We start from the raw sequence: 15,340 nt of genomic DNA, 5'->3' as shown, positions 1-15,340 counted from the left end.
TGCACCGGCTCTCCCTGCGCTTCCATCTGGATCGCCAGACCGGCGGGCTGACCCGGGTGATCGAGCGGGGCACCAAGGCTATCGAGTTCCTGCTCAACTTCATGCTTTTCAACATCCTGCCAACATTGTTCGAGATCTTTCTGGTCTGTGGCGTGCTCTGGTGGATGTTCGACTTCAGGTATGCCATCGCCACCTTCGGGACGATCTTTTCCTACATCGCCTTCACCATGCTGGTGACGGAATGGCGGCTGAAGATCCGGCGCCGGATGAATACGATGGATAATCGCGCCAATACCCGTGCGGTCGACAGCCTGCTGAACTACGAGACGGTCAAATATTTCGGCAATGAGATGCATGAGGAAGAGCGGTATGACCGCTCCATGCGGAGCTACGAGGATGCGGCCGTCAAAAGCCGGACCAGCCTGTCGCTGGTCAATGTCGGTCAGGGCGGGATCATTGCCGCCGGGCTGATGGTCGTCATGGCGCTTGCGGGGGGCGATATAGCCTCCGGAAAGGCGACGGTCGGCGATTTCGTCATGGTGAATACCTATCTGATCCAGCTCTATATGCCGCTGAATTTCCTCGGCTTCGTCTATCGCGAGATCAAGCAGTCCCTGACGGACATGCAGCAGATGTTTCTCCTGCTCGACGAGGAGCAGGAGATCGAGGACGCGGTGGATGCGAAAGACCTGGTGGTCGAGAAAGGCGCGGTCCGGTTCGAGAATGTGAAGTTCGGTTACTCGGCCGAACGCGGCATTCTGAAGGGCATCAGTTTTGATGTCCCCGCCGGCAAGACGGTCGCGCTGGTCGGCCCGAGCGGTGCCGGTAAATCGACCATTTCACGGTTGCTGTTCCGCTTCTACGATATCGACGACGGCGCCATCCTGATCGACGGTCAGGACATCCGCTCCGTCACCCAGGCGAGCCTCAGACGGGCGATCGGGATCGTCCCGCAGGACACTGTGCTGTTCAATGATACGATCTACTACAACATCGCCTACGGCCGGCCCGGCGCAAGCACTGCGGAAATCGAGGAGGCGGCCCGTCTGGCCCGTATTCATGACTTCATCATAAGTCTGCCGGACGGTTACGAAAGCACAGTTGGCGAACGCGGGCTGAAGCTCTCTGGCGGTGAAAAACAGCGTGTGGCGATTGCCCGGACATTGCTGAAGCAGCCAAAGATTTTCCTCTTCGACGAAGCGACATCGGCACTCGACAGCCAGACTGAAAAGGCAATCCAGACCAGCCTCTCCGAGGTCAGCCAGGATTACACGACCCTGGTCATCGCGCATCGTCTCTCGACCGTGGTCGACGCGCACGAGATCATCGTGCTGCGTGAGGGCGAGATTGCTGAACGCGGCAATCATGATGCTCTGTTGTCACAGGACGGGATCTATGCCGCGATGTGGCGGCAGCAGATGCGGGAGCAGTCTGTGGCGGAGCCGGCTGAAAAACTGGACGTGGCGGGGGGCAACGCCTAAGGCTTCCTAGTGTGACAAGGATCTAGAACGGAACGATGACAGTTTACAGCCGCACCAACCCGAGTCCTCGCTATACAGCATTGCTGGAACTTTACAAATCAATGCATGCGGAAGGATTTGAGCGCAACGAGGACGGTGTGGTCGCGAATGTTCGTGCCGAGGAGGCGTACCCGGGGCAGCAACTCTTGTCACACATTGGCCGTATACGGGAGTTGATCAACAAGCATGGTGCTGCGACCGTTCTTGACTACGGTTGTGGCAAGGGAGCGCAATACCGCACCGTCCAGCTGCGCGATCAGAATGGTAAAACCGGCACGGTTCAACAGTACTGGGGCGTTTCGGAGATCAGGTTGTATGATCCTGGCGTTCCATCATTCTCCCGCCTTCCTAAAGCTGCATCGGATGGTGTTGTGTGCACCGACGTTCTTGAGCATATCCCTGAAGCAGATTTGCCCTGGGTTGTGGGGGAATTGTACAGCCTGTCCCGGAAATTCGTTTATGCGGCCATTGCATGCTACCCGGCGCGTGCCATTCTTCCGAGTGGAGACAATGCGCACGAGACAGTGCAGTCGCCGGATTGGTGGCAAGAATTGTTCACCAGGGTCGGGCGTGATTATCCCGGAATTGTCGCTGTTCTGGAATGCGAGACAGGGACATAGGGGGCTGATTCACAGATCATTCTGTGCGTGGACCAAAACGGCGGTGGTAGTGATCATAATAAACTGAGGCTCTGATCGGGAAGATCAGATGGTCCGATAACGGGATCGGAACGATCCTTGCGAATTTACTGCCCCCTATCGACGGATTATTACGCGCTCCCCATAGTCCTCCCGAAATCATCCGTTTTCAGGAGGTCGTAATGGGCCTGGTAGAGCCGAAGAACAAGATCGAAACCCTGCGTGAGCTGGAGAAGAAAGTTCTCTGGCTTGCCATGTGGATGATCCATAACGCTAACCATGTCCGGCCGTCGCGTGACGGGATCAAGGTTGGCGGGCATCAGGCTTCCTGTGCATCCGTGGCGACGCTGATGACGGCGCTTTATTTCGACGTGCTCAAGCCGCAGGACCGGATCGCGGTGAAGCCGCATGCCAGCCCGGTCTTTCATGCAATTCAGTACATGATGGGGCGGCAGGATCAGTCCGCGTTGGAGAGCTTCCGGGCGCTCGGCGGCGCACAGTCCTATCCCTCCCGCACCAAGGACCGGGACGAGGTGGATTTCTCCACCGGCTCCGTCGGCCTTGGCGTTGCCATGACGCTGTTCGCCTCCATGGTGCAGGATTATGTGCGGCTGCATCATCTGGTGCAGGACCAGGGGCTGCAGCAGCAGCCCGCCGGCCGGATGATCGCCATCATGGGTGATGCGGAGCTGGACGAGGGCAATATCTACGAGGCCATGCTGGAGGGCTGGAAATACGACGTCCGGAATCTCTGGTGGGTGATCGACTACAACCGCCAAAGCCTCGACGGTGTGGTTTCGGACGGTCTGTTCCAGAAGATCCGGCAGTTCTTCGGCACGGTCGACTGGAACGTCAACATGCTGAAATACGGCAAGAAGCTGGAGCGGGTGTTCCAGCAGCCGGGCGGCGAGGCGCTGCGGAACTGGATCGACGAATGCCCGAACGATCTCTACAGCGCACTGACCTTCAAGGGGCAGGCCGGTGGCGACAGCACCTGGCGGGATAATCTGAAGCGGGACCTGCACGGGGTCAAAGGCATCAAGTCGATCCTCGACGATCACGACGACGAGACGCTGCATGCCCTGATGACCAACCTGGCGGGACATGACATGGAGGCGGTGCTGGATGCCTTCCATGGCGTGAAGGATGACAGCCCGCAATGTTTCATTGCCTACACGGTGAAGGGCTTCAATACACCGCTGGCCGGGCACAAGGACAACCATGCGGGCTTGATGACGCCGGACCAGATGGAATTCTTCCGCACCCATATGGGCGTACCGGAAGGGGACGAGTGGGACCCGTTCGCCAATCTCGACATGCCGGCGGAAGAGGTCCGTGATTATCTCGCCGGTGTTTCCTTCAACCGGGGCGGATCGCGCGTGCATCATGCAGCGAAGGTGGAGATGCCGGAAAGCATCGTGCCGAAACGCGCCGCGAAGACATCGACGCAGCAGGCCTTCGGCGCGGTGCTGAACGAGCTGGCGCGCGGCAATTCGGCTCTTGCCTCCCGCATCGTCACGACCTCGCCGGACGTGACGGTTTCGACCAATCTCGGCCCCTGGGTGAACCAGCGCGGGATCTTCAGCCTGGACATGCGGAACGATGTGTTCCGGGACGAGAAGGTGGCCTCCGCGCAGAAATGGCTGCGACATGGTGGCGGCCAGCATTTCGAGCTCGGCATCGCCGAGAGCAACCTGTTCCTGATGCTGGCCTCGCTCGGCCTGTCCGGCCCGCTGTTCGGCACCCGATTGCTGCCGGTCGGCACGCTCTACGATCCGTTCATCGCGCGCGGACTCGATTCACTGAACTACGCCTGTTACCAGGGTGCCCGTTTCATGGTTGTGGCGACACCTTCCGGGATCTCTCTCGCTCCGGAAGGCGGGGCACATCAGTCCGTCTCAACGCCGCTGATCGGTATGGGGCAGCCGGGCTTGCTCAGCTTCGAGCCGGCCTATGCGGACGAAGTGGCCGAGATCATGACCTGGGGCTTCAACTACATGCAGGCGGATGACGGTGGGGCGGTTTACCTCCGCCTCTCCACACGCCCGCAGGAGCAGCCGGAACGGGAGATGACCGCCGATCTCAGGCACGACATCGTCTCCGGCGGATACTGGCTGCGTGAACCGGATCCGCAGGCGCCGGCCGTGATCGTCTATACCGGTGCGGTGGTGCCGGAAGTGCTGCAGGCGCGTGAGATGCTGGAGGAAGAGTTGCCGGGTATCGGCGTGCTGGCGGTGACAAGTGCCGACAAGCTGTATGCTGGCTGGCAGGCGCGTGTCCGGCGGCCGAACACGCCCGTATCCCATCTGGAGAAACTGATGGGCGATCTTGGCCCGGAAACCCGGATCATCACGGTGCAGGACGGCCATCCGGCGAACCTGAGCTGGATCGGCAGCGCCCTTGGCCGCCGCCTGTTCCCGCTTGGCGTAACCGGCTTCGGCCAGTCCGGCGATCTGCCGGACCTCTATCAGACCTACGGCCTCGACGCTGAATCGATCATGGACGCCGTGGCGGCGGCCTGTGTCGACAAGGCGCGCGGCACGCCGATGGCGGTCTGAGCGTTAGCCTCAGGCGAAGGCCGCTTTCAGCTTGAAGCGCGGGACCGGGTGATCCCAGTCGCCGCCTTCAAGCAGTCGGGCGGCGGCATATCCCCAGTCGTCCGAGCCTTTCGCTCCCATGCCGTTGCCGCATGTGGCAACGGCAAGGCGGTCGCCCGCGACATAATCGATATAGGGCAGGCCTGACGGGCTATAGGTGGTGACGCAGGTATCGGTATGGCGCTCGGGGCATTCCTTGAGGACCGGGATCAGGCGTTCGACGGTTTCGGTGAGTTCGATCCTGTTTCGCTCGGAGCCTGTCGAGCGGAACCAGTTCGTCAAATCCTCGCGGGTTTTCATCTTCGGGTCGGCTTCGGTGCCGATGCCGAGCTTGAGGTAGAGATTTCCGTCGGGATATCGGATCGGCGGCAGGATGTAGGAGCCGGCATATCGGTCGATGATCGTCGGCATGTTGGACAGCACCTCGGCTGCCATGTCCGTTATTTTAATGAGCAGGACGGTTCTGCCATAAACAGTGATGGCGAGCGGGCGGGGCAGCAGCTTGCAGGCGGCTGTATAGCCACCGGTCGCGACCAGAACCCGTTCTGCTTCCAAAGTCTGCCCGTCATCGGTGGTTACGGAAACGGACGCGCCATCCACTGAAATCGATGTCGCTGCCGCACGCACGATATGCGCGCCCTGTTTCTCGGCGATGGCGGTTTGTGCCTTCACGAGATTTCTCGGGCTGAGATAGCCGGCGGTTTCGGTCTCCTGAATACCGGCGCAATTGTCCGGCAGGGAAAGAAACGGATAAAGCTCGCGCATGATGCGGGCCGAAATGGTCGTGGCGTTACCGCCGTTTTCCCGTGTCAGGGCGACGGTGGGTTTGATGTCCGGATCTTCTTCGCCAACGATCTTGAGGAACCCTGCCGGGGTGAAGAAGTTGATACCGCTTTCGGCTTCTATTTCGGAGTAGCGTTCGATGGAGCGTGCCGCGGTGATCGACCATTCCGGAGAGGGATCGTAGACACGGGTTATGCGTCCTTCGTCGTAATGGCTGGCGAAGACGCCTTCATGCTGCTGCCGGTCCGATGGCTCATCGGGGCCGATAACGGCCACTCCGTCCTGCCAGGAGGAGAGATGACGTGCTGCGGCGGAACCGATCAGGCCGCGGCCCACGATGATATGGCGGTACATAAGAAACTCTCCGGCATTGAAACTGCCGGAATCCTAGTTCCGTTCGAACAGCGCTTCCAGTGTTCGTAAGAATTTCCGGTAAACAATCGTTGTTCAAATACGAACAGGCCGGCTGCTTGACCGGACCCTGCCGTGCTTAAACCACCAGATGCGGCAGGGCGGCGGTCAGCCAGACCAGAACATTGAAAACAATCGCACCCATAACGACGCAAGACCGTTTCAGATTTTCGGCTTTCAGGGCCATGATCCTCTCCCCCCGTGTCACTCTGCTCTCCTGTCAGGGACGGCAGAGGCACCTTGATGTGAACAGCCTAGGAGCCGTTCGACGTTCTGACAAAAGAAATTCTCGTGATCGATCGTGACCGTATTGTGGCGGAGGAGGATTTGCTGTCACGGTACGGTGATCCCGTGCCAGCCGGGTGATGCACGACTTGGCAGGGGGCGTTGAAATTCGAACCCAAGCAGGGAGGACACCATGCTGATCGGCGTGCCGAAGGAAATAAAAGCGGATGAAAACCGGGTCGGGCTGATCCCGTCCAGCGTTCGGGAGCTTGTCCACCACGGTCATCAGGTACTTGTCGAGACCCATGCCGGTTACGGCATCGGTCTCGATGACGATCAGTATATCGCCGCTGGCGCCGGGATCGCGGCGGATGCCAAAGAGGTGTTCGCCAAGGCGGACATGGTCGTCAAGGTGAAGGAGCCGCAAGCGGCCGAATGCAAGATGCTGCGGGAAGGGCAGATCCTTTTCACCTATCTGCATCTGGCCCCCGATCTGGCCCAGACCAAAGGCCTGATCGACAGCGGCGCGATAGCCATCGCCTATGAGACCGTTACCAATGCCCGTGGTGGCCTGCCGTTGCTGGCGCCGATGAGCGAGGTGGCCGGCCGTATGGCAATACAGGCCGGCGCCCATTGCCTGGAGAAAACCCAGGGCGGAAGCGGGACATTGCTTGGAGGTGTGCCGGGTGTGCCCGCAGGCAATGTCGTTGTCATTGGCGGTGGCGTGGTCGGCACCAATGCGGCGCGCATGGCGATGGGGCTTGAGGCCAAGGTCACCGTGATAGACCGGAGTTTGGAGCGGCTTTATGAGCTGGATCTTCAGTTCGGGCCGATGCTGAACACGATCTATTCCACAGTGGATGCGATCGAAGAGCATGTGATGGCGGCGGATCTTGTGGTCGGTGCCGTGCTGGTACCGGGAGCCGCCGCGCCGAAACTGGTGACGGATGCGCTGGTTGAGAAGATGCGGCGCGGCTCTGTTCTGGTCGATGTCGCCATCGATCAGGGCGGCTGCTTTGAGACATCCCGGGCGACCACGCACCGTGAGCCGACCTATATGGTCCATGACGTGGTGCATTATTGCGTCGCCAACATGCCGGGCGGCGTGGCGCGAACCTCCACCTTTGCGTTGAACAACGCGACACTGCCCTTCGTGCTCGCGCTCGCGGACAAGGGGTATCGGCGGGCTCTGGCCGAGGACCGGCATCTGATGGAAGGACTGAATGTCCATTGCGGAGACGTTACCTATAAAGCGGTCGCGGATGCGCATGGGCTGGATTTCAGAGTGCCGCAGGAAGCTCTCGGTCTTTGAGGCCGGGTGACTGCAGCGGGCGGGAGCGGCGTGCCCGGCGCTCTCCCGCTCTACTGGAGTGGCGGCGCGCGGTATTTAATTTGTATTTTAATAATATCTATTTGGAAATTTTCCGAGAATTATGAAATTCCACAAGCAGTTTCAGTCTGTTAAGATTAATTGCCTCTCAAAAGGAGAGGTGTGATGAACATCCAGAACGGATGAGGATATGACTGTTCAGAACTCGGTCCTGACCCATACGAGCGCTGTGCTTGCGCTCCGGACCTTGAAATCAATCAACACCGAGAGCGACGCCCTTCAGAAGCATCTGTCGACCGGACTTCGTATATCCGGCGCAACGGACAGTGCCTCGAATTACGCCATCGCGCAGGGGCTGCGCAGCGAGCTTGCCGCCTTCGATGCCGTCAATCAGGGGCTGCGCGCGGTAATCGGCCTGACCAAAGTCTCCATGGCGGCAGCGACGTCGGTTTCCAATACCCTCAAGGACATGCGGGCAAAAGCCGTCGAGGGGCGGAACGAAGGGCTGACGGACCAGCAGCGGGTCATCGTTGCGGCGGACTTTATCGGCATGCGGGACCAGCTTGACGACATGGTCGTCAACCAGGCCTCCTTCAACGGGCGCAACATCCTGCAAGACGGGTCATCATCGGTGAATGTGCTGATCAATCTGCAGGGCGACAGCTACACCATCGACAATTACGAAATTCAGGCCATCAATCTTCAACTCGGTCTGCCGGACGCCAATCTGGATAGTGTGGCGAACGCGACGGCGGCGGAGACATATGTCGTCGAGGCCATGGGCACCGTCAGTGATGCCCTGGCCGGACTGGGGGCGTCGACGCGCTTTCTGGAGCAACAGATCAGCTTCAATGAAAGCCTGAGCGATGCGACAGCCGAGGGGTTGGGTAATATTGTAGATGCGGATCTGGCACGGGATTCAGCACGGTTTAACGCTTTGAAGGTTCGTAACGAGCTTTCGATCCAGGTTGTGAATATCGCCAACCAGCGTCCGAATGTCCTTCTCGATCTGTTACGTTAGTCCGGCTGTTCCTGGTCGCTTACTTCGACAACCCGAGCATGTCCCGCATCTTGAACCAGGCCATGCCAAGGGCAAGAACGGCAGTGCGGGCCGGGCCACCGGGAAAACGCAGGTTGGGCAGGCGGGCGAACATGTCGAGCCGTTCGGCGTCCCCGGCCACGGCTTCGGCTATGATCTTGCCGGCAAAGCCGGTCAGGGCCAGCCCGTGTCCGGAGAAGCCCTGCGCGTAATAGATATTGCTTCCGATCCGCCCGAAGTCGGGCATCCGGCTGGTGGTGATGGCGATTTTCCCGGACCAGGCATGGTCGATCGCAACATCGCTCAGTTCCGGATAGACCTTGGCCATCCGCCGCCGCAGGGCGTCCGCCGCGTTCGTGATCGGCCGGCCGGAATAACTGGCGAGGCCGCCAAACAGCAGACGGTTGTCCACGGTCCTGCGGAAATAGTTGAGGGCGGTGTTCGAGTCCGCGACGGCCTCTTCTCCGGGCAGAATGCGGGAGGCCTGATCAGCACTCAGCGGGGCCGTGGCGGCAACGGCGCTAAGCACGGGAGCAACGCGGTAACGGATTTCCGGCACGAGTTCGTCGAGATATGCATTACCGGCCAGGACCAGCATGCGCGCCTTGACCCGTCCGGTCGCGGTTTCGATTGTGACGGCCGTCCCCTTCCGGATGGAGATGGCCCGGCTTTCCTCGAAGATTTTGGCGCCGGCATCCTGGGCGGCTTGTGCCAGACCGTAGAGATAGCCGAGCGGGTTCATATGTCCGCTTCCATGCTCCAGCAGCGACGCTGTATATAGCTGTGAGCCGGTTGCTGCTTCCGTCTCGGCGCGGTTCAGCATTTTGAGGTCGGTGAAGCCGTAGGTTTTCGACCAGGACTCGGCCATCTCCTCCAGCCCGCGTTCCTGCCGGCGGTTCAGGGCTGCGTGGATATAGCCGCGCCGGTAATCCGCCTTGATGGCGTGGCGGGCAATTCGGGTCTGGATATCCTCGATGGCTTCGTTCGCCATGGCCCAGAAACGTTGGGCTGCTTCCATTCCGGCGGCGCGTTCAAACGCTTCCATGCCGCTGCTGTAACCGAGGCAGATCTGACCGCCATTGCGGCCCGAGGCACCATCGCCGATCCGTCCGGCTTCGAGCAGGACAGTGTCATATCCGCGCTCCGCCAGATGCAGGGCCGCCGAGACACCGGTCAGGCCGCCGCCAATGATGCAAATATCTGTGTCGATTTCGCCGGTCAGCTGCTGACGCTGCTCGTGCTCGGATGTGAATGCATGGTAATAGGTTGCGGTAGTCATCGCGCTTATCCGTTTTCAGATATCGGAGCCCTATCACGCTTGTCGTCCCTGGGCGAGGCGGATGATCATAGTGAAACGGCTCGCGGAGCATTTATGTCAGTTGATCTTAAATCCTGGATCAGTGAAAGACGGATAACGGAAGTCGAGTGCATGGTTTCCGACCATGCCGGCATCCCCCGCGGCAAGATCCTGCCTGCGGCGAAATTTCTGGATGGGATTGGAGAACGCGGTCTACGTCTGCCGGAGGCTATCTTCGGTCAGGATGTGACTGGCAGCTATATCGAGGAAAAGGATCTCGATCCGCGGCGCAGCGACATTTTTCTGGCGCCGCAGGCGGACACGATACGGATGGTGCCCTGGTACAAGGAACCGACGGCCCAGATTATCAATGACGCCTATTATCAGGACGGCCGTCCGGTCGATATCTCTCCGCGTATGGTGCTGAAAAAGATCCTGCAGCTCTATGCGGACAAGGGCTGGCGTCCTGTCGTCGCGCCGGAGCTGGAATTCTTCCTCGTCAAAGTGAATCCGGATCCGGATTATCCGTTGGTTCCACCTATCGGCAGGTCCGGCCGCCCAGAGACCGCGCGTCAGGCTTTCGGTATCGACGCGGTGAACGAGTTCGATCCGCTGTTCGAGGATATCTACGACTATTGCGAGGCGCAGGAGATCGATATCGATACGCTGAGCCATGAGTCCGGCGCCGCGCAGATGGAGATCAACTTCAACCACGGCGATGCGCTCGACCTTGCGGATCAGACCTTCCTGTTCAAACGGACCGTGCGGCAGGCGGCACTGGATCACGGCGTCTACGCCACCTTCATGGCAAAGCCCATGCAGGACGAGCCGGGCAGCGCGATGCATGTGCATCAGAGCCTTTACGATGTGAAAAGTGGCCGGAACCTCTTCGCGAACGCGGATGGCAGCCATTCCGAGGACTTCCTGCACTTCATCGGCGGGCTGCAGAAATACCTGCCGGCGGCTCTGCCGTTTCTTGCACCCTATGTGAATTCATACCGGCGCCTGATCCCGGACAGCGACGCGCCAATCAACATGCACTGGGGTGTCGATAACCGGACCACGGGTCTCCGGGTGCCGATTTCGAAACCAAACGAACGGCGCGTGGAGAACCGGGTCGCCGGGGCGGACGTCAATCCCTACCTCGCGATGGCGGCATCGCTCGCATGCGGTTATCTCGGCCTTGTCGAGGAAATCGAGCCGTCAGCGCCGATCGATACCAGTGCCTATGCGCTGGCCGCGAAACTGCCGCGTCATCTGGAAGACGCCTTGTTACGGTTGAACCGGGCCAAGCCGCTGAAGGAGATCATGGGGCAGCGTTTTGTCGACGTTTTCACGTCTGTGAAGCTCGCGGAATCGGCGGCCTATCAGAAGGTTATCAGTGCCTGGGAGCGGGAGTATCTGCTCCTCAATGTCTGATGTGAGTGATCTGGGTCCGGTCCCGACCATCGAAAGCACCGGCGGCACCGTCGAGTTTCCCAAAATGGCGGACGGGGTCCGGATCCGCATTGCCACCTTTCCCGCTCCGGCGGGAGGGACGGCAGGTACTATTCTGATGCTGACGGGCTTCACGGAATTCATCGAGAAGGGGCTGGAGAGCATTGCTGCTCTCCGTGCGCGCGGATACGGCGTCGTCACGTTCGACTGGCGCGGGCAGGGGCTTTCCGACCGATTGCTGCCGCATCGCCGCAAGGGCCATATTTCCGACATGCAGCATTTCCTCAACGATCTGGAGGAGGTGTTGCGGGTAACGCGGTTCGCGAAGCTGCCGGGGCCGCGCGTGATTATGGGACATTCCATGGGCGGGCATCTGGCCCTGCGGGCGGTGCACGATCATCCGGATCTCTTCGAGCGCGCGGTCCTGTGTGCGCCAATGGCTGACATTCTTACGGGAACCTGGCCACGGATGTTTGCCTATGGCCTGGCGAAAACGGCGGTGCGTCTTGGTCTGGGAGATTGTTTCATTCCCGGAGCGGGTCCTTATGTGTCGGGCCAGATGCGGTACGAGAACAACCCGCTGACAACGGACAAAGCCCGCTTTGACCGGATTCATGAGCAGATCGCGCTTAACCCGAATGTTGCCCTTGGCGGGCCGACTTTCGCCTGGGTCTATTCGGCCTTCCGGTCGATCCGGCTGGTCAAACGTCCCTCCTATCTTTCGCAAATCCGTATACCGGTACTGATCCTGAGCGCGGGGCTGGAGAAGATCGTGAGCAATGCGGGCCAGAGGGAGGTCGCGGCTATGCTGCCGGATGCGCGGCTTGTCGAGTTCGCGGAGGGGGCACACGAACTTCTGCTTGAATGCGACACGGTCCGGCATGCGGTCTGGGCCGAGATAGACCGGTTCCTTGTGGGATCCGCCACAACCTGAATTCCTTCGCTTATAGCCGGGGTGTTCACTGGCGGTGGGGCATGATTAGATAGCCTGAAATATAAGAAAATTTAATCTGGAGGAATAACCGGTGCTCCTGATCGAGCGTTTATTTGCCAGTTTGACGAGCTGGCTCTGCAACCTGTGCGATGTGACGCAGGTGGATATCGACATGCACAAGGAGCGGGAATTCGGCATCAAGGCCGTTCCGCACCATGCCGAGAGCATGGAAGCTGCAAGCCGGGCGCAACTCGTTGTGCGCTTCGGGCGATAAACTTGAACTCTTTCCATCGGGAAGGGCATGCTTGGTTTTTGCATGTGCACGAGAGTCTAAATATTAAGAAGCTGGGGTTTTAGGAAAGCAGGCTGATGGCGCTGCCTCCACATGGTGAGCGGGAAATCTGGACGGAAGGGCGCATTTTTTTCTCAAGAAATGCCGGTCCGTTCAATTTGGAACTGCTTCAGAATGCGACCGAAGAATCGCGCGCGGAACGAATACGTCTGACGAATTCCGGTCCATGGGGAAGCATTGTGATCATGCGTAACAGTGTGATGTTCACGCCGGAAGCGCTCGATATGATCCGCAGCAATATGTCTGATCCGGTGCGGAACGGGAATCTCGTGGCCACGGCCTTTGTTGTCCCGCTCGGGACCGAGGGACGCATTTTCTGTAAGGATATTTTCTCCCCTATCTATGCCCTGGCCGGGGCGGCATTTAACATGTTCGAGACGCTGGAACCGGCGAAGCTCTGGATTACGGAGATGATCGAAAAGGCGGCCGAGAGCCGGGCGCCTGGGTCCGGAACGTTATAGTCCGCGCGCGTTATTTAGCTGGCGGTTTCAGCCGGATCAGAACCAGCGCCGGATCAGCCGGAAGGCGAGTGGTGCCAGGATGACGATGAAGGCGATGCGGAACAGGTGGTGAGTGGCAACGAAAGCCACATCCTGACCGATGCCGAGCGCAACCATGCTCATCTCCGCGAGGCCGCCGGGAGCATAGGCCAGCACCAGCACGTACCAGGGCAGACCGGTGATGTCCTGCAAAAGGAAGCCCGCGCCGACGGCGGTGACCAGCAGAATGACCGACGCGCCGAAAGACGTGCGGATAATCTTCAATACCTCACTGACGGCCGTGCCGGCGAAGCGGCAACCGACACCGGTGCCGAGCACGACCTGTGCCGCGGCTATCAGCATGCTTGGCGGCGCGCTCTTGCTCAGGCCGGTGAGATGAACGGCCATGCTCAGCACCATGGCGCCGAGCAGGGGCGCGGCAGGCAGTTTCAGGCGCATGGCGATGAGCGGCCCGATGACCGCGCAGCCCACCATGAGAGCCCATTCATGGGCCGGCAGATCGAAACCTGAACCGGCCGGCAGCATGCCGGGCTGCGGGTGATATCCGCCGAACATCCGGAACATGAAGGGGATGATCATGACCACGATGAGGATGCGCGAGGCATGGGTCAGGGCGATGATTCTTTCATCGCCGCCCATCGCCTTGCCGACGATCACCATCTCGTTGAGACCGCCGGGCGAGGAGGAGAAATAAGCCGTGACCGGATCATACCGCGCATAGCGTCTGAGAAAGAGCAGCACCAGAAAGAGCGCGACGATGCCGTAGACCAGCAGGCCGGTCACCGAAATGGCCCATTTGCCGATATGGTCCAGCAGGGAGGGAGAGAAGGCGCTGCCGAGCATGACCCCGAGAATGGCAACCATGGCCATGCGTACCTTGGAGGGCAGGCCAATATTGACACCGGCAATCGAGCATATCGTGGTCGCGATCATCGCTCCCATCATCCAGGGAAGGGGGAGCCGCAGATACGCAAAGAGGAAACCGCCGGCGCTCCCTATGGCGAGGGCCAGAAGCGCGCGTGGCAGGCCGTTGGGCTTTTTCTTTTCCGGAAGGGGATCGGTCGCTGAATCGGATTCGGATGCGTTGGACGCCTGAATGTCGCTCAATTCATGATTCGCTTCGGCGGGTGCCGAACGCTTTCTTGCATGTCGGGGCAGGACCCCCAGCATAGAGCAGTTGATTGTCTCTATTCAACAAATCGACCAAGCCTGACGGCGGTCAGGCCGCGGCTCAGTCGTCGTGAAGGCATGATCAGGACGCAATTGTCATGTGGCGTTCTTATGGAGATATCCCCGTCGCGGCCGATTTCCGTCCCTGCCCGGGGGATAATCTCCATGCCGATATATTCTTCGTGGAAATGGAAATAGTCAGAAGTGACAGTAATCACGTCCGTGATCTCGATGACGGTTTGTGCAGCCGTGGCGGGCGCGGTCACATGCTGTTCCATGGTGTCGTCATCAATCATACCCATGGCGCGCAGGAAGCGATAGGTCACGTCCACGGCGACATTCGCTGCGGAGCGGGACCAGTGTTGGCCACATTCGACCAGCAGGGCGCTGCGCGGATCTTCCGGATCGTCGAAAAAATCATAGTCGCGCATCCTGCGGCCGGAAGCGTGACCCGCATCAAGAACGATAAGACCTGGGGCTCCGACTCTCTCGGCAAGGAGCCGGCCTTTCCTGTGACGCCCGGCCAGGACAAGCGGTTCAGTCGCATTTTGCATGGAATGAATGTCGAGCAGGAAATCCGTTTCATCGACGATCGGGTGAATTTCGCGGGCCCGGTCCCGTTCGATGCTCTGGGTATCGCTTTCCAGGACACCCACATCCCAGATCCGGTTGAAATCCTCGTCGACAAACCTCGAGAAGGCCGGGTAGTCGGGCCGGAACTGTGCGTTGGCTGCAACGTTACAGAAACCGAGTGTGAGGGTTCCGGCACGTGGGCGGATATCGTTCCGGAACAGATGGTCGAGCGCGATTGCGCCACAAAGCTCGTTGCCATGGACGAGGGCGGTGACCAGCACTTTCGGGCCGGCACGGCCGGATTCGAAAGTGGTAAAATAAGGAATATCCCTGTTCCCGTCCCGATAGGTGGAAATATCCGGAGCTTCTACCTCCACGTCATAGTGGTTCAGGACAGGCGCGGGAGCTATGTCGGACATACGCGAATTCCTTGGATCGGTGCGCTCTGAACGCCCACCCGGATTACCTATGATGGTAAACTGAAGACTTTCCCGGCGGCAAGCTGCCTCGAGTCTGGTTGTTGTGCCGACCGCT

Annotated in this window: 13 protein-coding genes; 9 read left to right on the top strand and 4 right to left on the bottom strand. The window is 59.7% G+C overall.

From position 1 onward, the window contains the following. The 3 genes from AAC126_RS05540 to AAC126_RS05530 form a co-directional block, all read left to right on the top strand. The coding region (locus tag AAC126_RS05540; protein WP_339850829.1) for an ABC transporter ATP-binding protein/permease at window positions 1-1,481 on the top strand (1,481 nt) is incomplete at its 5' end. A 35-nt stretch (window positions 1,482-1,516) separates the two neighbouring features. After that, window positions 1,517-2,140, top strand: coding sequence for a class I SAM-dependent methyltransferase (locus tag AAC126_RS05535; RefSeq protein WP_339850827.1), 624 nt, complete (start codon window positions 1,517-1,519; stop codon window positions 2,138-2,140). A gap of 200 nt (window positions 2,141-2,340) precedes the next feature. Further along, a complete protein-coding gene (locus AAC126_RS05530) occupies window positions 2,341-4,716 on the top strand; it encodes a transketolase (RefSeq protein ID WP_339850824.1) in 2,376 nt (791 codons plus the stop codon). Window positions 4,717-4,725: 9 nt separating this feature from the next. Here the strand turns inward: AAC126_RS05530 and AAC126_RS05525 are convergent, their stop codons facing one another. Beyond that, window positions 4,726-5,892 carry an FAD-dependent oxidoreductase gene (locus AAC126_RS05525; RefSeq protein WP_339850822.1) on the bottom strand — a complete coding sequence of 389 codons (1,167 nt, stop codon included), beginning with the start codon at window positions 5,890-5,892 and terminating at the stop codon, window positions 4,726-4,728. A 475-nt stretch (window positions 5,893-6,367) separates the two neighbouring features. Here AAC126_RS05525 and ald point away from each other — a divergent pair, with 475 nt between their 5' ends. Continuing rightward, on the top strand, window positions 6,368-7,486 hold the full coding sequence (gene ald / locus AAC126_RS05520; RefSeq protein ID WP_339850821.1) for an alanine dehydrogenase: 1,119 nt from the start codon (window positions 6,368-6,370) through the stop codon (window positions 7,484-7,486). Window positions 7,487-7,694: 208 nt separating this feature from the next. Next, on the top strand, window positions 7,695-8,525 hold the full coding sequence (locus AAC126_RS05515; RefSeq protein ID WP_339850818.1) for a flagellin: 831 nt from the start codon (window positions 7,695-7,697) through the stop codon (window positions 8,523-8,525). A 19-nt stretch (window positions 8,526-8,544) separates the two neighbouring features. Here the strand turns inward: AAC126_RS05515 and AAC126_RS05510 are convergent, their stop codons facing one another. After that, window positions 8,545-9,822: an FAD-binding oxidoreductase gene (locus AAC126_RS05510; protein ID WP_339850815.1), complete on the bottom strand. Its 1,278-nt coding sequence runs from the start codon at window positions 9,820-9,822 to the stop codon at window positions 8,545-8,547. Between the two features lie 93 nt (window positions 9,823-9,915). Between AAC126_RS05510 and AAC126_RS05505 the strand changes: the two genes are divergently transcribed. The 4 genes from AAC126_RS05505 to AAC126_RS05490 all read left to right on the top strand — a co-directional run bounded on the left by AAC126_RS05505 (window position 9,916) and on the right by AAC126_RS05490 (window position 13,024). Further along, on the top strand, window positions 9,916-11,259 hold the full coding sequence (locus tag AAC126_RS05505; RefSeq protein WP_339850812.1) for a glutamine synthetase family protein: 1,344 nt from the start codon (window positions 9,916-9,918) through the stop codon (window positions 11,257-11,259). Beyond that, window positions 11,252-12,211: an alpha/beta hydrolase gene (locus AAC126_RS05500; RefSeq protein ID WP_339850810.1), complete on the top strand. Its 960-nt coding sequence runs from the start codon at window positions 11,252-11,254 to the stop codon at window positions 12,209-12,211. The genes AAC126_RS05505 and AAC126_RS05500 overlap by 8 nt, the downstream gene beginning before the upstream one ends. 91 nt (window positions 12,212-12,302) lie before the next feature. Next, window positions 12,303-12,485: a hypothetical protein gene (locus AAC126_RS05495; RefSeq protein ID WP_339850809.1), complete on the top strand. Its 183-nt coding sequence runs from the start codon at window positions 12,303-12,305 to the stop codon at window positions 12,483-12,485. 95 nt (window positions 12,486-12,580) lie between these two features. Beyond that, complete coding sequence (locus tag AAC126_RS05490) at window positions 12,581-13,024, top strand: hypothetical protein (protein ID WP_339850806.1); 444 nt, start codon at window positions 12,581-12,583, stop codon at window positions 13,022-13,024. A gap of 36 nt (window positions 13,025-13,060) precedes the next feature. On the opposite strand, the gene AAC126_RS05485 is transcribed toward AAC126_RS05490, so the two are convergent. Together AAC126_RS05485 and AAC126_RS05480 are read right to left on the bottom strand one after the other, a co-directional pair. Then, window positions 13,061-14,170, bottom strand: coding sequence for an AbrB family transcriptional regulator (locus AAC126_RS05485; protein WP_339850803.1), 1,110 nt, complete (start codon window positions 14,168-14,170; stop codon window positions 13,061-13,063). 80 nt (window positions 14,171-14,250) lie between these two features. Then, entirely contained in the window at window positions 14,251-15,225 is a 975-nt protein-coding gene (locus AAC126_RS05480) for a succinylglutamate desuccinylase/aspartoacylase family protein (protein ID WP_339850801.1), read from the bottom strand. Window positions 15,226-15,340 lie beyond the last annotated feature (115 nt).

Origin of the sequence: uncultured Nisaea sp. (assembly GCF_963974195.1) — a bacterium.
Classification (GTDB): domain Bacteria; phylum Pseudomonadota; class Alphaproteobacteria; order Thalassobaculales; family Thalassobaculaceae; genus Nisaea.
This window is presented reverse-complemented; position numbering and strand designations above follow the sequence as displayed.